This is a genomic window from Bryocella sp. (assembly GCF_058498515.1).
Genome location: NZ_JBMHYI010000004.1, coordinates 1 through 24,645 on the forward strand (window position 1 = coordinate 1; position 24,645 = coordinate 24,645).

The following is a 24,645-nucleotide window of genomic DNA, read 5'->3' on the forward strand; positions in this document are numbered from 1 at the left end:
GAAGGAGATGATGTCTTCGAGCTTTTCTCCTACGCCCGCATAGCGCACGGGAAGCCCGAGCTCGTGCGCGATAGCGACCACAATGCCGCCCTTGGCGCTGCCATCCAGTTTGGTGAGGACAATGCCGGTGACGTGGGCGGCTTCAGTGAAGAGGCGCGCTTGCTGCAGGCCGTTTTGGCCGGTGGTGGCATCGATGACGAGCAGCGTCTGGTGGGGCGCGCCGGGAAGGAGGCGCTCCGCGGTCCGACGCATCTTGTCGAGCTCCTTCATGAGGTCGGTCTTGGTGTGAAGGCGACCGGCGGTGTCGACGAGGAGGACGCTAGTGGAGCGGGCCTTAGCGGCGGTAGCGGCGTCGAAGAGTGCGGCGGACGGGTCGCCGCCTTGTTTGGTCTTGATGAGGTCGACGTCGGAGCGCTGGGCCCAGACTTCGAGCTGCTCGATGGCGGCGGCGCGAAAGGTGTCGGCGGCGCAGAGTAGGACGGTGCGGGGCGGGATCTCCGAGGTGCCGCGAGAGAAGAGCGCGGCGAGCTTGCCGGTGGTGGTGGTTTTGCCGGTGCCGTTGACGCCGACCATCATGATGACTTCGGGCGCGGTGGCCGGATGAGCGATGGGGTGGGCGACACCGTCGAGAATGCGGCGGATCTCGGCCTTGAGGATGGAGCGGAGCTCGGCGCCGTCGGCGATGCCCTGGCGGAGGGCGCGCTCGCGGAGGCGGCTGATGATCTCCTGGGTCGTCGAGGAACCGATGTCGGAGGCGAGGAGGGCCAGCTCGAGATCGTCGAGCGAGGCTTCGTCGACCTCGCGAGTGAGGGCGACGACGGCGGAGAGCGACTGGGTGAAGGAGTCGCGGGTGCGCGTGACCGCCTGCTTCATGCGGTCGAGGAAGCTGCGCGGGGCCTCGGGTTCTTGCGGGGACGAGGTCGGTTCGGGCTCGCGGTCGCGCTTGCCGAAGATTGAGAAAGCCATCGTTCTCTAGTGTAGCGTTGCGACCGATTGGAGGGCACCGGCGGGCCTTAACGGAACCCTGTGCTTCTCTTTACGGACTTTTAGCGGGCCGCGACCCTATCGTTACCGATGGCGCAGGGAGCGCCACGTGTGTCTTTCTTCGATGTGGTGCTGGGCCGTCCGATTGCGACGGTGGATGAGCATGGGGAACATATTGGCCCGATCGCGGGCATTCCGGTCTTTGGGCTCGATGCACTGAGCTCCGCGGCGTATGGTCCGGAGGCTGCGCTGACGCTGCTGATTCCGCTGGGGATGGCGGGGCTGCATTGGATCCTGCCGGTGACGGCGGCGATCCTGGTGCTGCTGCTGATCGTGTTCCTGTCGTACCTGCAGACGATCGACGCGTATCCGAACGGTGGCGGGAGCTACACGGTCGCCACGGAGAACCTGGGCGAGCGTGCTGGGCTGCTGGCCGCGGCGGCGCTGATGATCGACTACATCCTGAATGCGGCGGTGGGAATTTCGGCGGGTGTGGGAGCGATCATCTCGGCGTTTCCTTCCCTGCAGCCGCATTCGACGATTCTTTGCCTGGCCGTGCTGGCCGCGCTGGCGATGGTGAACCTGCGCGGCGTGAAGGATTCGGGTCTGGCGTTTTTGGCGCCTACGTATCTGTTTTGCGGGTCTCTGCTGTTCGTGATTGGCATGGGATTGTGGCGGGCATATGAAGCGGGCGGGCATCCGGCGGCGGTCGTGGCTCCGCCGCGGCTGCCCATCGGGACGAGCATGCTGCCGCTGTGGGTGCTGGCGAAGGTGTTTGCGTCGGGATGCACGGCGATGACGGGTGTGGAGGCGGTGTCCAACGGCGTGATGGCGTTCCGCAAGCCTGCGCAACGCAACGCGAAGAAGACGCTGACGGTGATTATCCTGCTGCTGATGGTGTTGCTGGCGGGGATTGCGATGTTGTGCCGGACGTATGGCATTGGAGCGACCGATCCGAGCGGCGCGGGATACCAGAGCGTGTTGTCGCAGCTGATTGGCGCGGTGATGGGGCGCGGATGGTTCTACTACGTCGCGATGGGAGGGATCTTCGCGGTGCTGGCGCTGTCGGCGAACACATCGTTTGCGGACTTTCCGCGGCTCACGCGGGCGATTGCGATGCATGACTTCCTGCCGCATGTGTTTCTGATCCGCGGACGGAGGCTGCTGTACTCGCATGGGATCTATGCGCTGGTGGGGCTGACGGCGCTGCTGCTGATTGTGTTCGAGGGTGTGACGGATCGGCTGATTCCGCTGTTTGCGATTGGGGCGTTCCTGGCGTTCACGCTGTCGCAGGCGGGGATGGTGGTGCACTGGTGGCGCGTGGGCGGCAGGGGAGCGAAGCTGCGCATGGCGCTCAACGGGCTGGGCGCGATTGCGACGGGAATCACGCTGTTGGTGGTGCTGGTGGCAAAGTTCCGCGAGGGAGCGTGGATTACGGCGCTGTTGATTCCTGTGCTGATTGCGCTGATGGCGGCGGTGCGGGTGCACTACGACGGTGTGAAGGGCGAGACGGCGATCCATCGGCCGATGCGCGTGGACAACCTGATGGAGCCGCTGGTGATTGTGCCCGTGGACCGCTGGTCGAAGATTGCGGAGAAGGGTTTGCGCTTTGCGCTGAAGCTGAGCGACGAGGTGGAGGCCGTGCATGTGGATGCGGAGGACCGGCTGAGCGAGCTGGAACAATGCTGGCAGAAGAACATCGCGGACCCGATCACGGCGATTGGCCGCACGCCTCCGAAGCTGATCTCACTGGCGTCGCCGTACCGGTTTGTGATGTGGCCGCTGCTGGACCACATCCTTGAGCTAGAGAAGCGGCACCCGGAACGGCAGATTGCGGTGCTGATTCCTGAGCTTGTGGTGAAGCACTGGTGGCAGGCTCCACTGCATAACCAGCGCTCGCAGATGCTGAAGCTTTTGCTGCTGCTCAAGGGGAATCAACGGATTACGGTGATCAACATTCCGTGGTATCTCTGATACCGCTTTGGGGCATTCCGGAAACGGATTTCGTGTGCTGCAAATCACAGACACCTGTGCTGTGGTTGGGAGTATGCTGGCCGCAACGGGAGGTACGCGATGGCTACGGCAGCGATTCCCACAGGTGCAGTACAGAGTGCGCCGACTACGGCGCGGCGGGCACTGCCCGCAAACGCTCGCGGCAATGATGCGGGCACGGGAAGAGAGCTTCGCGAGCGACCGGTGGGCGAGATGCACCACGCGAGCGTGCTCAAGTTCCTCACCATTCATCTTGGTCAACATGAGCGGGAGTGGCGCATCCGTGTACTGCCCCGGCAGAGCGTGCAGGTGACGCCGGGCGCGAGCCGCGTGGCTGATATGGCCGTGGCGCGACGCGAGACGAGGTACGAGCCAGCGCTGGTCACGCCTCCGCTGCTGGTCGTGGAGATCCTGTGCGATCAGGATCGGATGTCTGGCTCGCGGGAGCTCATCGAGGATTACATCGCGATGGGTGTGGATGCGGTGTGGGTCATCGATCCGAAGCGGCGGCGCGCCTATGCGGCGGAGAGGGGTGGCCTGCTCACGGAGCAGCGCGACGACCTCACGGTGAAGGGCACGCAGATCCATGTGCCGGTGCTGGATCTGTTTACGGAATTGGATGAGATGGAGTTCGTGGTCGAGTAGATCGCCTCTCCCCTTGCGTTACTCGGTGCGGCCGGGACGGGACATGAGCTCGCGGATGGCTTCCTGCGGCGACTTGTTGTCGAGCAGGATGGCATTCATCTGCTCGGTGATGGGCATCTCCACGCCGTAGCGGGCGGCCAGTCCAAGGGCTGCGGTGGTCGAGCGCACACCTTCAGCGACCTTGCCATTCAGCGAGGCGAGGATCTCGTCGAGCTTGCGTCCGCGGCCGAGCTCGATGCCGACGGTGCGATTGCGGGAGAGGCTGCCGGTGCAGGTCAGCACCAGGTCGCCGACGCCGGAGAGCCCGGAGAGGGTGTCGCGACGGCCACCGCAGGCAACGGCGAGGCGCGTGATCTCGGCGATGCCGCGGGTGATGAGCGCGGCGGCGGCGTTGTGTCCGAGCTCGAGTCCGGTGACGACACCTGCAGCGAGAGCGATGACGTTCTTCAATGCTCCACCGAGCTCGACGCCGGGGACATCGTCGTTGCGGTAGACGCGCAGCGAGGTGGAGCTGAGCTCGTCCTGGAGACGCTTGCTGACGAGATCATTGTCGATGGCCGCTGTGAGGGCGGTCGGCATGGCTGCGGCGACCTCCTGGGCAAAGGACGGACCGCCGAGGACGGCGATGGGGTTCTCCGGAGCAAACTCACACAAGATTTGCGACATGCGCAGGAAGGATTTCTCCTCGATGCCTTTGGCGGCGGAGAGGAGGATCTGCGTCTTCCTCAGGCGCGGGGCGATCTGCTGGACGACGGATCGGAGCGTCTGCGAGGGGGTTGCGAAGATGATGATCTCCGCACGGTCGATGGCCTGGGTGAGGTCGGCGGTGACGGTGACCGGGGCGGGAACGATGAAGCCCGGGAGATAGCGCTTGTTCTCGCCCTTGAGGGCGAGCTCGCGGGCGTGTTCGGCGGTGTGCGCCCAGAGCGTCAGTTGATGCTCGGTGCGGCGAGCAAGACTGACCGTCAGCGCGGTACCCCAGGCACCAGCGCCGATCACAGAGATGCGACTCATGCGTGCTCCTGGGTCGTGGCTTGGGCCTTGCTGCTGCCAAATCTGCTCTCTGTTCCGCTGAGCAGCCGGCGAATGTTGGCATGGTGTTTTGCGATGCTCAGGAGCGAGATGAAGCTGACGCCTGCCAGCAGTGTGGGCGTATGGGCCGGGACCAGAAACCAGGTGAACAGCGGAACGCTGAGCGCGGCGACGATCGATGCCAGGGAGACGTATCGCGTCAGCGCGAAGATCACGACGAAGACTCCGAGGCAGCACAAGGCCATCAGAGGCACGAGCGCAAGGAAGACTCCCAGGGCGGTGGCGATGCCTTTGCCACCCTTGAAGCCGAGCCACACGGTGAAGATGTGGCCGACGACGGCAGCGACGCCTGCGGCGACGGCGAGGTCCGAAGGCACTCCGCCGACCCGCGGAGCGAAGTGCAGCGCCAGCAGCACGGCGGCGACGCCCTTCAACGTATCGAGCAGCAGCGTGAGCAGGCCCAGCTTCGTGCCGCCGGAGCGGGCGACATTGGTCGCGCCGATGTTGCCGCTGCCTGTAGTGCGCACGTCCTCATGCTTGAACATCCACACCAGCACGAAGCCGAAGGGGATGGAGCCAAGCAGGTAGGCGACCGCGAGGGTGACGATCCAGAGGAGCATGCGTTTGGTGAGTGTAACAAGAGCAGATGTAAGAATTTTGAGTGGAATCGCGGAAGGGGGTGCTACCGGTCGTTCTTCGCTGGGCTACTCCAGCGTGCGGCGCAGTAGTTCGAGTGCATGCTGCGTGGCCCAGAGGCGCACGCGATCGCGATCGCCAGGGATCTGCACCTGCTTCACCTGGGTATCCTCGCCATCGGAGAGTCCGATGAAGACGAGGCCCACGGGCTTGTCGGCATCGGGGCCATCGCCTGCGGCTGGTCCTGCGAGGCCGGTGATGCTGACGCCGATGGAACTTCCTGAGATGGCGCGAATGCCCTCGGCCATGGCGCGGGCCACGGGAGCGCTCACTGCGCCGTATTCTTCGAGGAGCTCCTCGGGTACATGGCAGAGGGTCATCTTCTGCTCATAGGCGTAGGTGACGACGCCACCATCGAAGACGCGCGAGGCGTTGGGGATGGCGGTGAGCCGCGCGGCCAGCAGGCCACCGGTGCAGCTTTCGGCGACGCTGAGCTTCATGCCGCGCATGCCGAGCATGAGTAGCAAGATCTCCTCAAGTGATTCGCCATGCGACGAGAAAATGTCGTCGCCCATCTCGCGCTCGATGAGTTCGACGAGCTCATCGACGCGCTGTTCGGCCTCTTCCTGCGTGGGCTTGGTGCAGAAGAAGTGGAGCTGGATCTCGCCGGAGCCGGCGAGGATGGTGGTGTCGATGTCGGGATACTGCTGGTAGATGGGGGCGCAGCGGGCGTCGACGGTGGACTCGGGAATGAGGGCCATGCGGAGCATGCGGGTCGCCATGCGATAGGGAGGCAGGACCTGGCGGAGGCGGGGCGCGGCTTCGTCGTCGAAGAGCGGTTTGAGTTCCTTGGGAGGGCCGGGCAGCAGGATGATGATCTTGCGATGGACCTTGCGCGAGGCGCCGGAGTAGGCCGTGTCGAGCCACTGGCCGGGGGCGCTGCCGTTGCGATTGTTGAGGACGACCGCGCCGTCGAGGACTTCGGTCTGGCGGAGATTGTTGGGGGGCATGGCCATGCGGCGGGCGGCAAAGCGCTCCTGCAGGGACTGCATGACGTCGGCGTCGCGATGCAGGCCGATGCCGAGAGCTTCGGCGACGCACTCGCGGGTGAGGTCGTCTTCCGTCGGCCCCAGGCCGCCTGAGAGCACGACGATGTCCGCGCGCTCGAGCGCGATGCGGATCGCGTCGGTGAGGTGCTGGCGGTTGTCGCCGACGATGGTCTTGAACGCGACGCTGACCCCCAGCGCGTTGAGGCCGGAGGTGAGGTAGAGCGAGTTCGTGTCCTGACGATGCGGGGTGAGCATCTCGGAGCCGATGGCGATGATTTCTGCGAGCATGTGTTCGTGGAGGAGCGGGATGAGGATCGTGTCTTCGATGATACTGGCTCGGATGCTCGGAAGTTAGAGCAAATCTCCTGTTGCTGTGAAGTCGAATGGGGCGTGCAGTACCGTTTTTCTTTAGGAAAACGGACATCAAGGTCTCACCCTCCCTGTACACCTACAGGAGATTTGCTCTAGCGGCGAGTGGGTGGAGTCTCCGCGGTGAGCAGGGACTCGACGGAGACGGTGTGGCCTGGCCGCTTGATGCGGCTGAGGTCGAGGTCGTACTGGCGCATGGTCATGCCGATGCGGCCCTTGACGCGAGCGGCCATTTCGGCGAGGAGGTCGCGGCCCTGCAGGGCGGCTTCGATGGCATTGCGCTCGAGTTCGGCGAGCTGAGAGGCGGCGAGAGCGGTGTGGTCGGCTTCAGCGGCGGCGATGTCGTGACGAGTCTGCGCGAGGGCTTCGCGGGCCTCGGCGAGATCGTCCTCGACCGAATGCGAGAGCGCGGAGTGGCCGGGATCGAAGCCATGCAGCATGCGGCGCAGGATGCGGAGGTCTTTGCGGCGGAAGGCGTCGTTGGCCTGGGCCATGAGGCGGGTGCGACGGGCTTCATCCTCGGCGTCGAGCGCGTGGTCGGGATGGATGCGCAGGGCGAGCTCGCGAAAGAGAGCACGGAGGGTGAGGGCGGGTTTCGCATCGCGAGGAGTGGGGTGGTTGCGTGGGGCTGGCGCTACGGTTTCCTCGTGTGAGTTCGCGTCGTCTTCGTCGAGGACGATCTCTTCGCGCTCGGGATGCAGCGCGGTGACGCGGCGCTCCCACTCGTCGAGCTGCTTATAGAGCTTGCCGACCTGGCGGATGTAGCGGCCTTCGAAGCTGATGAGATGGCAGCGAAGGTCATCGAGCGCACGCTCGCGGGCGAGCAGCGTCGAGCGCAGCAGGGAGAGCTCCGCACGCAGGCCGGCCAGCTCGGCTTCGGCCGGGGTCGGCGGGCGGAAGATGGCGGTGGATGGAGAGCGCAGGCTCACTGCTTCCATTATCCGCGATGGGCGTGGGAGACGCAGTTCCCTTCGGGAATGACAACAAGAAAGGCAGAGGCAGGTTCTTGCGGGAATGACGGCAGGAAAGGTAACAGCAGATCCCCTTCGGGGATGACAAACAAGAAAGGCAAAGGCCAAAGCCGCAGTGTCCAGGTTGGAGATGGAACGCGCTCGCGGCTAGATCAGCGAACGGCCTTCGATGCCGAGGTCGGCGTGGAAGAGGGTGTTGTTGGTGGCGAGGGCGGCGCAGCCATCTTCGAGGAAGCAGAGGCCAACGAGGTCGTTGCCACTGACGGTTAGCTCGGCGTCGCCTAGCGGGGTGATGCGCACTATGCCGCGCTGACCGCGCAGCGAGGCGGCGACGTAGAGGTTGTCCTCGACGTCGAAGGCCATGCCCTGGGGCCGGCCGAGGCCGCGGAAGAAGACGCTGACGCTGCCGTCGGGGTCGATCTGGTAGATGGGCTGGTTGGAGGAGGTCGTGGGAGCGCTGACGAAGAGCTTGCCGTCGGAGCGGAAGGCCAGGTGGTAGGCGGCGACCGAGGGCTCGAGCGTGGCGAAGACGAAGATCTCACGCGTGTCGGACTCGGGCCTGGCGTCGATCTTGAAGATGGTTCCGGAGCGGTCGCCGACGTAGAGCGACCCTTTGGCGTCGAAGGCGAGGCCGGTGGCTACGCCCATGCCTTCGGCCCAGGCGGAGATTTCGCCTTCAGGCGTGAGGCGATAGACTGCGCCCTCCTCGCGGGAGCTGGCGAAGAGATTGCCCTCGCGATCGAAGGCGAGTCCGGAGATGTTCATGAGCTCGCGGGCGAAGGGGCGCACCTGGAGGTCGGCGGCGATCTTATAGATGGCAATGGGGGTGCGGTCGCCGCGAGCTCCGCTGACCATGGCAAAGACGTTGCCTTCGGCATCGACGGCAGGGTTGGAGACCAGGTGCAGGTCCTCGGCCATGGGCACGCCGACGGAGGCGTGCAGCGCGTTGCTGGCGTGGCCCTTGTGCTTGACGATGAGGTCCGAGGAGATGGCTCCTTCCGGAACCCGCACGAGCGCGCGGGTGGGGCGAACCATGTCGAAGCTCGCGGGAATGTCGCCGAAGAAGACGTCGGGCAGCTGCGGACCGTCGTTGGTGACGGGAAGAAGGTGCGAGCCGATGACCTCGAAGCTGCCGCCGGGAATGGCGGCGCGCGGAGTGAGCCGGTCGAGATGCGGGGCGTCGGGCCTGGGGTGAAGGAGCGGCATTGCGGTGATCCTATTGCCGAGATCCTAGATCCCTGCGGGCTGTGTTGCAAATCCCCCCGCTAGTAGAAGCGGGCCAGCAGGTGCGCAAAGAGGAGTGCGAGGAGGCCCGCGCCGATGTCGTCGAGCATGATGCCGGTGCCTTCGGGCAGGGCTTCGAGTTTGCGGATCGGCCAGGGCTTGGCGATATCGAAGGCGCGGAAGAGCAGGAAGCTGACGGCGGCGTGCTTCCAGTCGGGGGCGATGGCGATGAGTGCGACGAGGACACCGGCGGCTTCATCAACGACGACGAAGCCGGGGTCCTTGCGGCCGGACTCACGCGCAACGATGGTCGATGCGGGAATGCCGATGAGCGTGATGATGAGCGCGGCGATAGTGGTTGCGATGGTGAGCGTCGGCGGCGCGGGAGCGAAGGCGCGGGCGGCAAAGTACCAGAGCAGCGTGGCGGCGGCGGAGCCATAGGTGCCGGGACCGGGCTTCAGCAGGCCTGCGCCGAAGAACGTGCCCAGCGTCCACGCCCAGAGCGTCTTTCGAGTGGGAGAGATGGGAGGAGCGGAAGACATCAGGCTGATTGTACGAGGTGCCGCAGATCGGCTATCACTGGATCGCGATTGGTCAATTGCTTGCGAAGGCCTGACACTGGAGGCAGGAGATACACACGCATCATGGCTTGGATGGCTTGGGGCTTGGCAGCGGGGCAGCGGGGATCGAGGAGGCTGAAGTTGGCAGAGGTAACGGTGGCAGTGGCGGCGGCGTTGGGGGCCAGTGTGGCGGCGGGGCAACCGCAGGACGTGGCGAGGATGTTCGGGCCGCAGAACCCTTTTTATGCCGAGAGCAAGCTGCCCTTCCAGGCGCCGGACTTTACGCGCATTCACGATGCCGACTATCCGCCGGCGATTGAGGCGGGCATGGCCGAGCAGCGGCGCGAGTGGACGAAGATCGCGCATAACTCGGCTACTCCCGACTTCGACAACACGCTGGTCGCGCTGGAGCGTTCGGGCGCACTGCTGAACCGCGTGCTCGCGGTGTTCAATGGACTGGCCGCGGCGAACACCAATCCCATGCTGCAGAAGATGCAGGAGATTGAAGCGCCTCGGCTGGCGGCCCACTCGGATGCGCTGTACCTGGATGCGAAGCTGTTCGCGCGGGTCGAGACGCTGTACAAGGAGCACGCGTCGCTGCAGTTGAACGACGAGCAAGCGCGGTTGCTTGATCAGACCTACCTGGCCTTTGTGCATGCGGGAGCGAAGCTCAGCGAAGCCGACAAGGTGAAGCTGAAGAAGCTGAACGAAGAGGAAGCTACGCTGTCGAGCGTCTTCGTGAACAAGCTGCTGGCGGCGACGAAGGAAGCGGCGTATGCGACTAACGACAAGGCTGCGCTGGCGGGGCTCAGCGAAGAGCAAGTTCATGCGGCGGAGTTGGCAGCGAAGGAGCGCAAGACCACGGGCTACGTGGTGCAGCTGCAGAACACGACGCAGCAGCCGGACCTGACGCTGTTGAGCAATCGCACGACTCGTGCGGCGCTGTTCAACGACTCGTGGGCACGCGCGGAGCGTGGTGGCGAGAACGACACGCGAGCTACGGTGGCGCGGTTGGCTGCGGTGCGAGCCGAGAAGGCTGCGCTGCTGGGCAAGAAGAACTACGCGGCGTGGACGCTCGAGAACCAGATGGCGAAGACGCCTGAGGCGGCGTTGAAGTTCATGGACGACCTGGTGCCCGCGGCGACAGCGAAGGCTCATGCGGAGGCTGCGGAGATTCATAAGCTGATCGACTCGCAGAACGGTGGCTTTCAGCTTGAGGCGTGGGATTGGGATTTCTACAGCGAGCAGGTTCGTAAGGCGAAGTATGACCTCGACGAAAGCCAGCTGAAGCCGTACTTCGAGATCAATCGCGTGCTGCAGGATGGTGTTTTCTACGCGGCGACGCAGCTGTATGGCATCACGTTCAAGGAGCGGCATGATATCCCGGTGTACAACCCGGATGTGCGTGTCTTCGAGGTCTTCGACGTCGATGGCAAACCGCTGGCGCTGTTTTACTGCGACTACTACAAGCGCGACAACAAGAACGGTGGCGCGTGGATGGACCAGTTCGTGGGGCAGTCGAAGCTGCTGGGCACGCTGCCGGTGGTGTTCAACGTGGCGAACTTCGCGAAGGCTGCGCCGGGACAGCCTCAGTTGCTGAGCTTCGATGATGTGACGACGATGTTCCATGAGTTCGGGCATGCGCTGCATGGCATGTTCTCGAACGTCACGTATCCGTCGCTTTCGGGCACGAATGTGCCGCGTGACTTTGTGGAGTTTCCATCGCAGTTCAATGAGCACTGGGCGCTGAACCCGCAGGTGTTCACACACTTTGCGCGCCACTACCAGACGGGCCAACCGATGCCCACTGAACTGGCGGCGAAGATCAAGCGATCGGCGGGCTTCAACCAGGGCTATGCACTGACGGAGTTGTTGGCAGCTGCGGAGCTCGACATGCAGTGGCATACGCTGCCAGCGGACCACCCGGTTCCGGATGTGGATGCGTTCGAGCATATGGCGCTGGAGAAGACGAAGCTGGCGCTGAAGACCGTGCCGCCGCGCTATCGCTCTAGCTACTTCATGCACATCTGGGGCAACGGCTACGCGGCCGGCTACTACGCCTACCTGTGGGCGGAGATGCTGGACGACGACGCCTACCAGTGGTTCGAGGACCACGGCGGGCTGACGCGCGCCAACGGCGACCGGTTCCGCAGCATGGTGCTCTCGCGCGGTAACAGCGAAGAGCTTAGTGCGATGTACGAACGCTGGCTGTGCGGCAAACCCGGTGTCGCGCCCATGCTGAAGCAACGCGGGCTTGTCCCGTAGCGGAAATTTCACATGAAGAAAGTATTTCTAGAAGAAATTGAGAATTTTGTTTAATTCTATGCAAGACATTGAAAATGGAAGACTTGAATCTATGCCCGGCTATCTTGGCCGGGCATAGTTGTTTCATTTTTGTGATGGGTGTCACGGAATGAAACATCTTCGACCAACAGGCCTTGCAATCTTTACGTGCGAAGGCGTATGTTCACACGTGGTTTTGGGGATACTCTGCCCCGCCAACGTAGTCATGACGTAGTAACAAGCTGCACACGAAGTAGAGGATGGTATGAAGAAAGCAATGATGTTTACACCACTGATCGCAGTGGCGATGATGACCAGCGTACCGATGCCGTCGCTGGCCGAGAACCCCGCAGAAACCCACAGCGCAACGTCGACCGTGAAGGCTGACGAGAACTCGATCGGGTACAAGGACGGCGTGGAGGCTTACAAGCTCGATAAGCTCGCCGGCCGCCAGATCGGCGCGAAGACGTCGCACCTGTACAAGAACCCTCCCGTGAAGTCGAGCCGCGAGAAGGACGACTATCGCGCTCAGTTCGAGGTGGGTTACAACACGACGATGTCGCAGGGCAGCTAGAGCCTTTTCCCTGTTGCTGGGTATTCCGGAAGTGGCGTTTGGTGGCGTTTCATTGGGGAACGCCCATTAGAGTCGAGCCTCCGGATTGCACCTACAGGAAAAATGCTCCCATTGCCGCAATAGCGGATGCAAGATGCAGGACACGTAAGCCGAACGGCGCGTGATTCTGACGACACCAAGGTCCCGAAGGAGCTGCCCCATTGCGAGGAGCTGCTGTCGGGGCCTTTCTGCATCTGTGGACTTGGCTTACTTGGTGTGGCGGACGTGCACGTTGCGTGGAGGGCTCAGTTCTTCCAGCGGACCTGGCTCAGCTCGTCCTCTTCGAGCAGGAGACCGGCCTGCTGACGGGCGTGCTCGATCTCATCGAGGACCTCGGGGTCATAGATGGGGGTCGAGATGGTGTATTCGCCGGAGCACCACTTGCCCAGATCGATGAGCTTGCAGCGCTCTGAGCAAAAGGGGAAGTCGTGGGAATCGGCGGCAACGGATTTACGGCACGTGGCGCAAGGAAGAGTCTTTGCCATAACAGGATCAATTTTAACGCATCGCCAACTGTTGAGGCGTGGCGCGGATTGAGGCAGATTCGCCAGGTGCGGCGGCGGGATGTGGCTTTCTCAGACGCGCGGGACGAACCTACTCCACGATTTCCGCGACGACGTCATAGTCGTGGGATTCAGTGATGCGGGCGCGGTAGAAGGTTCCGGGTACGAGTTCTTCGTGGGGGCCGAAGTCGTTGATGAGTACCTTGCCGTCGATTTCGGGCGCCATGTTGAGCGCTCGGCCCTGCCAGAGGAGTTCGGTTTCTTCGCTGGGGCCTTCGACGAGGACTTCGATCTCGCGGCCGATCCACTGCTTGCGCTTTTTGCGGCTGATGGTCTGCTGCAGGCGCATGAGCTTGCGACGGCGCGACTCGATGGTGCGGCGCGGGACCTTCAGGTCGAGATCGAAGGCCTTCGCGCCTTCTTCGTCAGAGTAGGAGAAGACGCCGAGCCAATCGAATTGAGCTTCCTTGACGAAGGCTGTGAGCGCGTCGAAGTCTTCGTCGGTCTCGCCGGGGAAGCCGACGATGAAGCTGGTGCGCAGCGTGAGATCCGGGACGATACCGCGGGCCTTCTCAAGGATCTGCAGGAACCGATCAGCGGAGCCGCCGCGCTTCATGCGCTTGAGCACTGCGGGGCTGGCATGCTGCAGTGGAACGTCGAGGTACTTCGCGACGTTGTCGTGCCGGGCGATGGATTCGAGAAGGCGCGTGGTGATCTTGTTCGGGTACGCGTAGAGGAAGCGGAGCCACTTGAGGCCTTCGATGGGGGCGAGAGCGTCGAGCAGATCGGCGAGTTCTGGACGCTTGCCGGTGATCGCGTCCTGCGGGAGGTCTTCGCCGAAGCAGGTGGTGTCCTGGCCGATGAGGGTGATCTCGCGGACGCCCTGCGCGATGAGCTGTTTGGTCTCCGCGACGATGGAGACGATGGGGCGCGAGCGGAACTTGCCGCGCAGTTGCGGGATGATGCAGAAGCTGCAGGGATGATCGCAGCCCTCGGCGATCTTGATGTAGGCGGAGGCGCGGGGCGTGGTGAGGATGCGCGGGGTCTCGGCTGTGTAGAGGTAAGTGGGGAGGGCGGCAGTGGCGCCGTCCCAGCCTTCGCGGGAGAAGCGGCCCTGCTGCTCGCGGAGGTCGCCTTCCGCGCGCGAGGATGAGGGGCCAGGGTCCAGGGCCAAGGGTCCAGAGTGCGCGTGGTGCTTGTGCACTAGCTGTGGCGCGTCGCCCTCGGGGCGGGAGTGCTGGTTGACCGCGGAGGCGTGGCGGGCAATCTGGGCGCTGGAGAGGATCGCGAAGGGCGAGTCGGTTGCGACCGGCGCAGGGCGCTGAAGGCCTGCGGCTTCAAGGATGGCTTCCAGCTCGCCGGTGCCGACGACGGCATCGACCTCGGGGATGTTCTTGCGGATCTCGTCGCGGTAACGCTCGACGAGGCAGCCGGCGACGATGAGGCGCTTGGCGCGGCCGCCGTTGGCGATCTTGTGCTGCACCATCTCGAGGATGGTGTCGACGGACTCCTGCTTGGCAGAGTCGATGAAGCTGCAGGTGTTGACGATGAGGATGTCGGCATCCTCGGCGCGGGGCGTCAGCTCGGCACCTGCCGAGTGGACGAGGCCCATCATGACCTCAGAGTCAACGAGGTTCTTGGGGCAGCCGAGCGAGACGAATCCCACCCGAGGGGTCTCGGGCATTTTGTGGTTCAGGATGTCAGTCTCGGGAGCGGCGGGGATTCCGGCCGTGGAGGAGATACTCACTGCTGTTATCTTACCAGTCGCCGCTAAGGCAGGTTGGCCCCGGGAAGCCCCTCCGGGCAAGGCCTTCCGTGTCTACATGATGTGACGAGGTAGCGGAGGCAGCTCGATGGGCTCGCCTTTGCTGTGGGCGGTGACGGCGACGCCGTTGGTGTCGAAATGGGTGATCCGGTGGCCGGCGCCGTGGCCGCGGGTGATGGCGCGCTGCAGGAGCATGATGTAGCGGCGGGACTCGTCCTCGAAGTGGCGCTCCATTGTCCAGTCGTAGGGCGCTAGGAGCGAGTAGGCCGCTTCGCACTTGGGGCAGTAGAGCCAGGTCTCCAGCGTGCGATGGAAACTGGCCGGCGGCAGGGGTCCTACGGGATCGCTACCGAGTTTGATCGCTGCGAGGTGATGGTGCGGCATGCTGCCTTTGAGTGTAACGGCCGCCAGCTGTGGTACAGCTGGTCGGTGTGTGCGAGCTTTGCCGGAGAACTGACTTCGCAGGGGCTAAGGTGTTTCTCCACGTACGTACAGAACCGGGTCGCCGGGACGGACTCTGCGCGCGACGCGTGCGGCTTCCGCGGCACTTACAGGCAGCACGCTGATGGGGGAGGCGAGATAGAAGTCCATCTGCGATTCTGCCGGCAGGGTGAGCGATGGCCCAGGGGTTGCCGCTGACGTCAGAGCTCCTAGCCCGGCACCCACGGCTGCACCCGCTCCCGCGCCGGCGAGTTTACCTGTCGCTGTGGTCACCCCTTTAGCGCTGCCGGCGAAGACACCTCCAACGAGGGCGCCGACGACTGCACCACCCTTGACCTTGGCCTCCGTGGGCTTGGTCTTGGTCGCGCCCTCGACACGAAACTGATAGGTGTGGAGGGCATAGCTCTTGCCGCCGAGATCGAGCGAGACCAGCTCCAACGTCAGCTCCGGAGTTCCGGTGAGAACACCTGACTTCTTCACGCCGAGTATCTCGCCGTGCACCGTCGCGCCGCGAGGGATCACCACGGCGTCATTGACGGTCACATCCTCGTCCAGCGTGAACGTAACGGGCTGGCCGTCTTTGGAGTAGCGGCTGCTGACGGGCTGGTCTGTCCGCACACGGATCAGCGTGTCTTCCAGTACCGTGATCTCTCCGTTGGGACCCGGATCGATGTGAGGTCTGGGTACCTCGGGCTCGGAGGACGAGAACTGGGCTGGGGCATCAGCTGCAGGTGCGGGCTGTGGCGAGCTCGAGGCAGAAGGAGCGTCTGGCAGGGCCTGCTGGTTCACCGACAGAGCCGGTGGTGCGGCAGGCAACTGCTGACCGCATGCTGCCTGAAGTCCGAGGTTCAGCAAGACGGCTGCCGCTGCGACATGGAACGAAGCCATCCGGGTTGGATTCTCCATGCGTCCTCGCTTCGGGTTACTTGATGCTGAGAGCCTACCAGATGTGCACGCGCTGCTCGGGTGTGAGGTAGAGCTTTTCGCCGGGCTGGACGTCGAAGGCTTTGTACCAGGCGTCGAAGTTGCGCACGGTCTCGGCGCGGTACTCGCCCGGGGCGTGCGGGTCGGTAAGGATACGGGAGCGCTCGGTGGCCTCGCGCATCTTCGTGCGCCAGATCTGGCCGAAGGCGAGAAAGAACTGCTGGTCGGCCGTGAGGCCATCAATCACGGGCGCGGGCTTGCCCTTCTGCGCGGCGTGGAAGGCGTCGTAGGAGGCAGCTACGCCGCCGAGGTCGGCGATGTCTTCGCCCAGGGTCTGACGGCCGTTGACGTGCACGCCGGGGAAGGGCTCGTAGCCGTCGAACTGCGCGGCGAGTGCGTCGGTGACCTGCTTGAAGTGGGCGAAGTCGGCGGGCGTCCACCAGTCGCGCACCTTGCCGGTGGAGTCGAAGTCGGCTCCCTCGGAGTCGAAGGTGTGCGAGATCTCGTGGCCGATGACCGTGCCGATGGCACCGTAGTTGGAGGCGTCGGGAGCGTTGGGGTCGAAGAAGGGAGGCTGCAGGATGGCGGCGGGGAAGTTGAGGCCGTTGTCGAGTGGAAGGTTGACGGCGTTGACCAGCTGCGGCTCCATGCACCACTCAGCGCGGTCGACGGGCTTGCCGATGCGGGAGAGCTGGTAGTGGTAGTCGAACAGGACGGCGCGGAAGGTGTTGCCGGCGAGGTCGTCGGGCTTCACCTCTAGCCCGGCGTAGGTGCGCCAGTGATCGGGATAGCCGACGCCGACCTTCAGGGCATCGAGCTTTTTGATGGCTTCCGTCTTGGTTGCGGGGGTCATCCAGTCGAGCTTTTCCAGCCGCTGGTGGAAGGCGGCGAGGAGGTTCGCGACCATCACCTGCGCCCGCTGCTTCGCTTCAGGCGAGAAGTAGCGCCTGGCGTAGATCTGGCCGACAGCGTCGCCCATGTCATTGTTGGCGAAGGTGACGGCGCGCTGCTCGCGCGGCCGCTGCTGGGGCGCCCCGGTAAGCACGGTGCCATAGAACGCGAAGCGCTCTTCGGCCAGCGCCTTCGAGAGGCCGACGGCATGCGCGTCGATCAGGTGCAGCAGGAGGAGATCCTTCCAGGCTTCGATGGGCTCGGACGCAACGAGCGCGGACTCGCCGGCGATGGCGGTGGGCTGCCACACGTAGAACTGCTTCTGCGAGCCGAGGTCGGCAGCAGCGAAGAAGATCTTCCAGTCGAGGCCGGGAGCCTTGCTCGCGAAGTCGGAGGCGTTCCAGAGATTGTTGGCCTTCTTGATGTCTTCGGAGTCGGCGAGCGAGATCTGGGCCTTCGCAATGGCGGTCTCGAGCGCCAGCACGCGCGCGGCGCGGGCGTCTGCATCGTTGAAGCCTGCGAGCTCGAAGGCCTTTGCGATGTGCTTCACGTAGGCTTCGCGGACGGTCTTCATCTTGGCGGAGTCGGAGAGGTAGTAGTCGCGTGAAGAGAGCGCGGTGCCGCCCTGCATCAGGTAGGGAGCGTAGTGGTCGGGATCGTTGAAGCCCGGCGCGACCCATAGGCCGAAGAGGTTTTGGGTATGGAAGTTGGTGTTGTTGAGGGCGTCGGTATCGGCGCGCAGGCTCAGGCCGAGAGCATGGGCAAGCTCGGCGCGGGTTTTGATGGATTCGATCGCGGCAAACTTTGGCTTGAAGTTTGCGAGGCCGTTGCGCTCGATGGCGGCTTCGTCGATGTAGCTGGCGTAGAGGTCCGCGACCTTGTGGGTATCGGAGCCGGGAGCGCCTGGGTTCTTCGCGAGGTCCGCGAAGATCTCCTTGAGCTGCGCGTCGGTCTTGTCCCCCACGATGGTGAATGCGCCCACGCCGGTGCGGTCGGCGGGAATCTCGGTGCGCTTCTGCCACTCGCCGTTCGCATAGAGGTAGAAATCATCGCCGGGCCTCACGGAGTGGTCGATGTCCTGAAGCTGAACCCCGGCCGGATGCTGTGCGAAAGCCAACGCGGGAGAGAGGAAGGCGGCGAGGACGAGAGATGTGGCGAGGTGGAACAGCTTGGGGGACATCGATGCTCTCCTATGCACCGACCATTGTAGGACGCCGGCTAAGGTAGCCGGGCGGCCTCAGCGATGGGATCCCAGCGCCGAGGCATGGAGCGGCCATCGGCGCTGGGCCTGGCGAGGAACACGCGCGCGGTGAAGGCCGCAGCCTGCTTGGCATCGAGGATGTGCACCCACGAGGCGCGCTCCTTAGGCTTCCAGCCGGGACCGTTGTTGTTGTACTCGGCGTAGAAGGCCTTGGTGGAAGTATCGCCTCGGTTCCATAGCGACCAGCCGGCGGGGCTGAGGTCCGCGGGCAGCGTGGAGTTCATCACGACGACGCGGGAGTAGTCGCGCCAGGGGCGGCCGAGGCCGAAGCCTTCCTGGGCCTGCTTGCCTGGGGGAGGCGGCAGGGGATCGTGCGTGATGGTCGAGTGATCGATGACGTAGCCGGAGGTCTGCTCCTCCATGGTGCGGGATTGCGCGGTGATCTGGCCGTTGCGAATCTCGCTGATGGTGTCGCGCTCGAAGACGGCGGTCGCGTTGCCGAAGATGAAGTCGACGCCGCCCTGGATGAAGCTGTCGACGTAGTACTGGCGGCCCCAATCGGCGAAGAGCGTGTCCTGATCGCCAAGGAAGCGGCAGTGCTTGAAGACGGCGCGGTCCGAACGGACGGAGAGGGCCACGGCCTGTCCTGTGGGTCCGGCATCGTTCTGGAAGGTGACGTTGTCGGCCTCGAAGTTGTCGCCGTTGATCTCGGCGGTCTCGGTAAAGAAGGTGCCGCCGGCCATCTTCGCGTTCTGGCTGGCGACGATGACGACGTCCTCGGGCTTTGCGCCCTTGCCGAGCAGCGTGATGCGGGGGCGGTTCTGCGTGACGTGGATGCGCTCGCGATAGGTGCCGGGGACGATCTCGATGTAGATGCGGCCATGCGGTGCGTCGGGCGCGTGATCGAGCGCCTGCTGGATGGTGGTGTAGTCGGTGGTCGAGGCGGTGGACCCGGGGCCGTGGGGGTCGACCTTCACGTGGACGTCCTGCGCTTGGACGGAGGTAAACAACGCGGCGGGCAGCAGCAGGGCGGTGGCGATGAATGTACGCATCGGCCACAGGGTACGCTGGCGCGGGGCGCAGGAGCAAACGAGGCAGGCTATGCTCGATCCATGATTCGGAATGTGGCCGAAGAGTATCGGCGTCGCGAGGGTGATGCGAGAGCGGCGTTCGATCGCGCGCGGTTGCGCATGCAGCAGGCCCAGGGGATCTTTCTTGTATGTGTGTTGGCGACGGTGCTCCTCGTCATCGACTCGATGAAGCATGGGCTGGCGTGGGAGTGGTTCGCGACGGGTGCGGTGGGATCGCTGGCGGCGCTGGTTGCAACGCTGTATCAGCGCGGACGAAGCGAGGTGGCGTGGCGCAGGGTGTCGCTCTATGAGAAGGCTCTGGCGCGAGTCAGCGGCGAGCAGCCAAACTCTGGATTCACGGGCGAGGCGTTTGCGCGGGAGGGCCATCTCTTTCAGGATGACCTGAACGTGTTGGGCAAGGACTCGCTGTTCGACCGGATGGCCACGACGCGGACGACGGTAGGGCAGCGTGGGTTGGCGAAGTTGTTGTTGGATCCGGCGACGACGGCGATGGCTCGGGAGCGGCAGGAGGCTGTGCGGGAGCTTTCGCAGGATACAGACCTGCGCGAGCGCGTGGCGCTGATTGGGCGATCGAAGTTCGAGGATGTGCCGGCGGAGAGTCTCGAGGAGTGGCTGGGTCGGGAGCGCAGTGGGACTGCTGTGTGGCTGCGCTGGGTGCTGCTTGCGATCACACTGAGTGGGATTGCGATGAGCCTTGGCGGCCTTGCGTTGCACTTCGACGGCCACCTGCTGATGCGTAACCTTGCGGTGCTGATCGGGCTGCAGGCGTTGCTTTGCCTGAGGCTGAGGACCGCCGTCAATCGCGAGCTGGAGTCAGCGCAACGACTGTTTGGGCAGACGGCGATTCTGCGCGAGGGGCTGCGGTTGTTGCGCTCCCAGCAGTTCTCGAGCGCGCTGTTATGCGGCCTGCAGCAGCAAGCCATGGGCGAGGATAAGGCGCTGGCACGGCTGGAGCGCTGGCTCACCATCGTGGAGCAACGGCCCAAGGAGTGGTTTTATACGCTGTCGCTCATCTTCTGCCTCGGTACACACGCGGCGATTGCGCTGGAGCAGTGGCGTGCGGAGTTCGGCGAGCCGATGCGGCGATGGATCGAGGCGTGGGCGGACTTCGAGGCGTTGGTCGCGGTGGGGAACTATGCGGCCGAGCATGAGGAGAATGCGTATCCCGAGCTCGTCGATGGGGCGCACCCTATCTTGGAGGCGCGAGCGATGAAGCATCCTCTGCTGGCGAGTTCCGCAGCAGTCGCGAACGACGTGATGCTGGGGACGGAAGCGCAGTTTCTGCTGATCTCGGGCTCGAACATGGCCGGGAAGTCGACGCTGCTGCGGGCCATCGGGGCGAGCATGGTGCTGGCGCTGGGGGGAGCGCCGGTGGCGGCGCAATCGTTGCGGCTGGGGCTCGATAGCGTGGGGGCATCGCTGAGCCTGAATGATTCGCTGAGTGAAGGCAAGTCGAAGTTCCTGGCAGAGGTCGAGCGGCTGCGGGCGATTGTGGACCTGGCGCGCAGTCAGCCGGGTCGCACTCTGTTTCTTATCGACGAGATTCTTGCGGGCACGAACTCGCTTGACCGCAGGGCTGCGGCGGAGAGCGTGCTGCGGGCGCTGGTGGAAGCGAACGCGGTGGGCGCGATCTCCACGCACGATCTCACGCTGACCGCGATTGCGGACCTGCCGGGGCTGCATGGGGTGAATGTGCACATGGCCAGTCCGGACGAGAACGATCCGCTGGGCTTCGATTACAAGCTCAAGCCGGGGATCAATCAGACGACGAATGCGCTGGCGATTGTGCGGATGATGGGGCTGGCCTGAGTTGCAAAAGCAACGGCGGAGCCGAAGCTCCGCCGTGCGTGATGGATTGCGGCAGTGCTTAGAACTCCCAGCGCAGCAGCGTGGCGCCGATGGTGTAGCCGCCGCCGAAGGAGGCAAGCAGCACGAGATCACCCTTGTTGAGCAGCTTGCGCTCGAGCGCGGTGTGCATGGCCAGCGGGATGGTGGCTCCGGTGGTGTTGCCGTACTCGTCGATGTTGATGAGGACTTTGTCCTCAGGCATCCCAAGTCGTTCGGCGGTGGCGGTGATAATGCGGCGATTGGCCTGGTGCGGGATGAGGAGCTTGATGTCGGCGGCGGTGAGCTGGTTGCGGCGCAGCACCTCTTCGGAGAGTTCGGCCATCTTGCGGGTGGCCACCTTGAAGACGGCTCCTCCGGACTGATGCACGAAGTGCTTGCGGCCGTCGACGCTCTCGTGGCTGGCGGGCAGCGCGCTGCCGCCAGCAGGCATGTAGAGCGACTGCGCCCCCGTGCCGTCGACTTCATGGAGGAAGTCGACCAGGCCGACCTCGCCCTCTTCGCAGGGCTCGAGGAGCACAGCGCCGGCGCCATCGCCGAAGAGGATGCAGGTGGTGCGGTCGGTGTAGTCGAGGATGGAACTCATCACGTCGGCGCCGATGACCATCACCTTCTTGTGGGCTCCGCTCTCGATGAGCTTGGCGCCCATCTGCAGGGCGTAGATGAAGCCCGAGCAGGCGGCGGAGAGGTCGAAGCCCCAGGCTCCGATGGCTCCAATGCGGGTTTGCACGAGGCAGGCGGTGGCGGGGAAGAACATATCGGGCGTGACGGTGCCGACGATGATCGCTTCGATCTCGCTGCCCTCGATGCCGCGCCTGGCGAGGCAGTCCTTGGCGGCTTCCACGGCGAGGTCGCTGGTGGCGACTCCCTTATCGACGATATGGCGCTGCTTGATTCCGGTGCGCTCGACGATCCACTGATCGTTGGTCTCGACCATCTTCTCGAGGTCGGCGTTGGTCAGCAGACGGGGTGGGACGTAAGTTCCGACTGACGAGATCTTTGCGCGCACGGTCTTGCGAGGCTGCAGGGTGAGACTCAAAGCTTGGGACCCTCCACGGACACCATTAGAAATCTTAGCTGAGAGAAGGCGCGGATGGCGTCGCGGGACGAGGCGATGGGGGGTGACGCGAGCAATCTCTCGATAGCGAAAACGCCTCGAAGTGGGAACGAACCAATTGTAGAGGGGGAAGAGGAAAATGTACCGGGTTACCCTACTGCGCCCGCAATGGCCCGTTACCGTTGCTTCCTTCCGGACCTGGCGGGGTTGGCGGGATCGCGTCGCGTAGGACCCGGCACTGATTCAGTTTAGCAGAGTGTGGCGGGCATTGCAGGGCAAGGACGAGGTGCGCCGCGAGGCTGTGTTCTGGGCCGGAGCGGAGCGATCTGCTTGACACGTATCTGGCAGATAGTTATTTTTCTCTCTCATGCCGATGAAGCGGAGCGCCAGCGACGCGACAGAGTCCAAGCAAGGGCGCACGGAGGTGCCGCTGCCTGTCCGCTCCACCACAGCCGAAACCGTGCTCGGCTGGCTGAGCCTGGGGCCGATGTCGGGTTATGACATCCGGCAGAAGATCGAGGGTTCGACGGCGACCTTCTGGAGCGAGAGCTTCGGACAGATCTATCCGGCGTTGAAGAAGCTGAGCGACGAGGGTCTGGTGACGATGCGCGAGCATCAGCCGGAGGGGCAGCGGCTGCGCAAGGAGTACAGGATCACGGCAGCGGGCAAGACACGGCTGCGCGAGTGGCTCGGCGAGCCTTGCGGCCTGCAGGTCCGCCGCGAGGAGCTGCTGCTGAAGCTATTCTTCGGCGAGAAGGCTCCGAAGGGCGCGATGCGCGCGGCGGTGGAGCAGCGATTGGCAATCGCGAATCGGGAGCTGGCTGACTTCGTGCGGAGCGAGAGAGAGCTTGCGGCCAGGACGGCGACGCACGGCGGGGCTCCCTACTGGCTGATGACGTTGGAGTTTGGCAGAGCGCAGGCCGCGGCGACAAAGAGCTGGTGCGAGCAGACGCTGCGAGAGCTCGACAAGCTGGAGAAGGCTCAGAAGAAGGACAAGGGAGGACGTCGCGATGCGCGGTGAAGCACTGTGGGAGAAGACTGCAGCCGGTCTTAGGCGGTCGGGTGCATCTCGACGGCCTTGGAGGTCTTCCAGAGTCTCCAGATCGCAATTGCAGTGAAGATCAGGATGAAGCTCCACAGGCCGATGAGAATGGGTGTTCCCCATTGCGCGGAGAAGTGTCTCCAGAAGCGCAGTACGGCGCGGCCGTAGTGCACGCCCAGCCAGGCGGCGATGGAGTGCCGGACCAGGCGGCTGAACGTGAAGGCGATCATGAATTTCTTGCGCTTCATGCGGACTGCACCCGCAGCGAGGACGAAGGGCGAGAGCGGCATGGGTGGCGGAAGCAGAGCAGGGAGCGAGACCGCGAGGATCGCGTGGCCCTCCATCCACGACGTGACCCGCTTGAGGATACGCCTGGGCACATGCTTTTCGAGGAAAGCCATGCCTCCGGCCTGCCCCACGGCGTGGGAGATGAAACCTCCCGTGGCTGAGCCCAGCGTGGCAATGAGCACCAGCAGCACGACGTTCTCCTTGCCGGCGGCATAGAAGATGATCATGATGTCGGTGACGCCGGGGATGGGCAGCGGGACAAAGGAGCTATCGACGGCGGAGATGAAGAAGAGTCCGACGAGTCCGAGGTGAAAGAAGAATCGCAGGGCGTCATGCGGCGTCCGTGCCGCGAATGCTGCGAGGTTCGAGGCTTCGGAGGCGATCCCGGGCGCGAGCATCATGCTCCTTTAGAGACGTGCGCTGGATGGCTCGAGTCGCGCGATCTTTCGTTTGAGGAGCTGGCGTTAGTGCGTGTAGCCGACGGGGCGGCCCGGAGGGAAGTGATAGGCTGCGCCCACGGAGAGGATCTGCGGGGTCAGGCCGTTGCTCAGTCCGGAGCCTGAAAACCACCTCTGGTACTCGTAGTCCACGCGCACGTTCACCCTCGGGAGGATGGAGATGTCGACGCCGCCGCCAGCCACCGCCATGTTGTAGGCGAGGTTGAAGTTGGTCTGGACGATCTGGTAGGTGCAGGTGGTGGTGATCGACGCCACCGTGCAGGTAACGGGGACGTAGTAGTCGTACACCGGCGAGTTGAAGACGCTGCGGCCGTAGAGACCCTTGACGTAGGGGCGGAAGCGGCCGTAGTCGCGGAAGTAGCGCGCGCCGGCTTCGTAGGTCCGCTCATAAAGCGAGCTCTGCGGGTCGTTGAGCTGGTGGAAGTTCAGCTCCACACCAATGTGGCGCATGAAGTCTGCGTCGGCGTAGAACATGTAGCCGCGGATGCGATTGGTGGTGTAGTCCGAACTTGCATTGGAATAGCCGCCGCCGACCTGGAGGTCGAGCTTGCGGCTGGCGGTGCTTCCGGCCTGGCCCAGGAGGGCTGCGGTGCTGAAGCTCAACAGCAGGGCAGTGAGAATGCGCTTCACTTCAGGATCTCCCAGGGGTCCCTATCGTCAGGAACGGTAGCATCGTTGAGACCGCGACATGAGTTCACGCTGGACCTTCGCGGCGACTTGTCCCGCTTGCAATCTAACTGAAAAGGCGTTCGCTGTCAGCGCCTTGGGGCACGGTTTGGAA

At 64.1% G+C, this 24,645-nt stretch carries 22 protein-coding genes and 1 other RNA gene; 6 read left to right on the top strand and 17 right to left on the bottom strand.

The genetic code is table 11. The annotated features are described in order from the left end of the window. Positions 1-966, bottom strand: a 966-nt coding sequence (gene ftsY, locus AC5E6W_RS00795; RefSeq protein WP_491750350.1) for a signal recognition particle-docking protein FtsY, incomplete at its 3' end; no start/stop codon positions are given. A 129-nt stretch (positions 967-1,095) separates the two neighbouring features. Here ftsY and AC5E6W_RS00800 point away from each other — a divergent pair. Next, on the top strand, positions 1,096-2,958 hold the full coding sequence (locus AC5E6W_RS00800) for an APC family permease (RefSeq protein ID WP_491750351.1): 1,863 nt from the start codon (positions 1,096-1,098) through the stop codon (positions 2,956-2,958). Between the two features lie 99 nt (positions 2,959-3,057). Further along, positions 3,058-3,621, top strand: a complete 564-nt coding sequence (locus AC5E6W_RS00805; protein WP_491750352.1) for a Uma2 family endonuclease — start codon at positions 3,058-3,060, stop codon at positions 3,619-3,621. Between the two features lie 18 nt (positions 3,622-3,639). Here the strand turns inward: AC5E6W_RS00805 and AC5E6W_RS00810 are convergent, their stop codons facing one another. The 6 genes from AC5E6W_RS00810 to AC5E6W_RS00835 all read right to left on the bottom strand — a co-directional run bounded on the left by AC5E6W_RS00810 (position 3,640) and on the right by AC5E6W_RS00835 (position 9,444). Continuing rightward, entirely contained in the window at positions 3,640-4,635 is a 996-nt protein-coding gene (locus tag AC5E6W_RS00810; protein ID WP_491750353.1) for an NAD(P)H-dependent glycerol-3-phosphate dehydrogenase, read from the bottom strand. Further along, a complete protein-coding gene (gene plsY / locus AC5E6W_RS00815; protein WP_491750354.1) occupies positions 4,632-5,273 on the bottom strand; it encodes a glycerol-3-phosphate 1-O-acyltransferase PlsY in 642 nt (213 codons plus the stop codon). Before plsY ends, AC5E6W_RS00810 begins: the two co-directional genes overlap by 4 nt. 84 nt (positions 5,274-5,357) lie before the next feature. Next, the gene (locus AC5E6W_RS00820) at positions 5,358-6,626 is read right to left on the bottom strand and encodes a competence/damage-inducible protein A (RefSeq protein ID WP_491750355.1); all 1,269 of its coding nucleotides are present in this window, start codon (positions 6,624-6,626) and stop codon (positions 5,358-5,360) included. A 176-nt stretch (positions 6,627-6,802) separates the two neighbouring features. Next, on the bottom strand, positions 6,803-7,636 hold the full coding sequence (locus AC5E6W_RS00825; protein ID WP_491750356.1) for a hypothetical protein: 834 nt from the start codon (positions 7,634-7,636) through the stop codon (positions 6,803-6,805). 189 nt (positions 7,637-7,825) lie between these two features. Continuing rightward, on the bottom strand, positions 7,826-8,884 hold the full coding sequence (locus AC5E6W_RS00830) for an SMP-30/gluconolactonase/LRE family protein (RefSeq protein ID WP_491750357.1): 1,059 nt from the start codon (positions 8,882-8,884) through the stop codon (positions 7,826-7,828). 59 nt (positions 8,885-8,943) lie between these two features. Further along, positions 8,944-9,444 carry a phosphatidylglycerophosphatase A family protein gene (locus tag AC5E6W_RS00835; RefSeq protein ID WP_491750358.1) on the bottom strand — a complete coding sequence of 167 codons (501 nt, stop codon included), beginning with the start codon at positions 9,442-9,444 and terminating at the stop codon, positions 8,944-8,946. 159 nt (positions 9,445-9,603) lie between these two features. Here AC5E6W_RS00835 and dcp point away from each other — a divergent pair, with 159 nt between their 5' ends. Together dcp and AC5E6W_RS00845 are read left to right on the top strand one after the other, a co-directional pair. Beyond that, positions 9,604-11,727, top strand: coding sequence for a peptidyl-dipeptidase Dcp (dcp, locus tag AC5E6W_RS00840; protein ID WP_491750359.1), 2,124 nt, complete (start codon positions 9,604-9,606; stop codon positions 11,725-11,727). 283 nt (positions 11,728-12,010) lie between these two features. Further along, a complete protein-coding gene (locus AC5E6W_RS00845; protein ID WP_491750360.1) occupies positions 12,011-12,319 on the top strand; it encodes a hypothetical protein in 309 nt (102 codons plus the stop codon). Positions 12,320-12,603: 284 nt separating this feature from the next. Here the strand turns inward: AC5E6W_RS00845 and AC5E6W_RS00850 are convergent, their stop codons facing one another. From AC5E6W_RS00850 to AC5E6W_RS00875, 6 genes are all read right to left on the bottom strand, one after another. Further along, the gene (locus AC5E6W_RS00850; protein ID WP_491750361.1) at positions 12,604-12,843 is read right to left on the bottom strand and encodes a DNA gyrase inhibitor YacG; all 240 of its coding nucleotides are present in this window, start codon (positions 12,841-12,843) and stop codon (positions 12,604-12,606) included. Between the two features lie 109 nt (positions 12,844-12,952). Then, positions 12,953-14,545 (bottom strand): 30S ribosomal protein S12 methylthiotransferase RimO, encoded by a 1,593-nt coding sequence (rimO, locus tag AC5E6W_RS00855; RefSeq protein ID WP_491750384.1) that lies wholly within the window; start codon positions 14,543-14,545, stop codon positions 12,953-12,955. Positions 14,546-14,680: 135 nt separating this feature from the next. After that, positions 14,681-15,010 (bottom strand): hypothetical protein, encoded by a 330-nt coding sequence (locus AC5E6W_RS00860; RefSeq protein WP_491750362.1) that lies wholly within the window; start codon positions 15,008-15,010, stop codon positions 14,681-14,683. An 84-nt stretch (positions 15,011-15,094) separates the two neighbouring features. Further along, on the bottom strand, positions 15,095-15,955 hold the full coding sequence (locus AC5E6W_RS00865; RefSeq protein WP_491750363.1) for a hypothetical protein: 861 nt from the start codon (positions 15,953-15,955) through the stop codon (positions 15,095-15,097). A gap of 52 nt (positions 15,956-16,007) precedes the next feature. Further along, positions 16,008-18,062, bottom strand: coding sequence for a M13 family metallopeptidase (locus AC5E6W_RS00870; RefSeq protein WP_491750364.1), 2,055 nt, complete (start codon positions 18,060-18,062; stop codon positions 16,008-16,010). Between the two features lie 38 nt (positions 18,063-18,100). Then, a complete protein-coding gene (locus tag AC5E6W_RS00875) occupies positions 18,101-19,135 on the bottom strand; it encodes a pectinesterase family protein (RefSeq protein ID WP_491750365.1) in 1,035 nt (344 codons plus the stop codon). A 60-nt stretch (positions 19,136-19,195) separates the two neighbouring features. On the opposite strand from AC5E6W_RS00875, the gene AC5E6W_RS00880 reads away from it, so the two are divergent. Then, positions 19,196-20,983: a MutS-related protein gene (locus AC5E6W_RS00880; protein ID WP_491750366.1), complete on the top strand. Its 1,788-nt coding sequence runs from the start codon at positions 19,196-19,198 to the stop codon at positions 20,981-20,983. A gap of 58 nt (positions 20,984-21,041) precedes the next feature. Here the strand turns inward: AC5E6W_RS00880 and AC5E6W_RS00885 are convergent, their stop codons facing one another. Continuing rightward, on the bottom strand, positions 21,042-22,058 hold the full coding sequence (locus tag AC5E6W_RS00885) for a beta-ketoacyl-ACP synthase III (protein ID WP_491750367.1): 1,017 nt from the start codon (positions 22,056-22,058) through the stop codon (positions 21,042-21,044). A 157-nt stretch (positions 22,059-22,215) separates the two neighbouring features. Further along, an RNA gene (gene ffs / locus AC5E6W_RS00890) (signal recognition particle sRNA small type) lies at positions 22,216-22,314 on the bottom strand. A gap of 129 nt (positions 22,315-22,443) precedes the next feature. On the opposite strand from ffs, the gene AC5E6W_RS00895 reads away from it, so the two are divergent. Next, positions 22,444-23,097, top strand: coding sequence for a PadR family transcriptional regulator (locus AC5E6W_RS00895; RefSeq protein ID WP_491750368.1), 654 nt, complete (start codon positions 22,444-22,446; stop codon positions 23,095-23,097). Positions 23,098-23,126: 29 nt separating this feature from the next. Here the strand turns inward: AC5E6W_RS00895 and AC5E6W_RS00900 are convergent, their stop codons facing one another. Continuing rightward, positions 23,127-23,807 (bottom strand): YqaA family protein, encoded by a 681-nt coding sequence (locus AC5E6W_RS00900; protein WP_491750369.1) that lies wholly within the window; start codon positions 23,805-23,807, stop codon positions 23,127-23,129. A gap of 63 nt (positions 23,808-23,870) precedes the next feature. After that, positions 23,871-24,494 (bottom strand): outer membrane beta-barrel protein, encoded by a 624-nt coding sequence (locus tag AC5E6W_RS00905; protein ID WP_491750370.1) that lies wholly within the window; start codon positions 24,492-24,494, stop codon positions 23,871-23,873. Between the last annotated feature and the right edge of the window lie 151 nt (positions 24,495-24,645).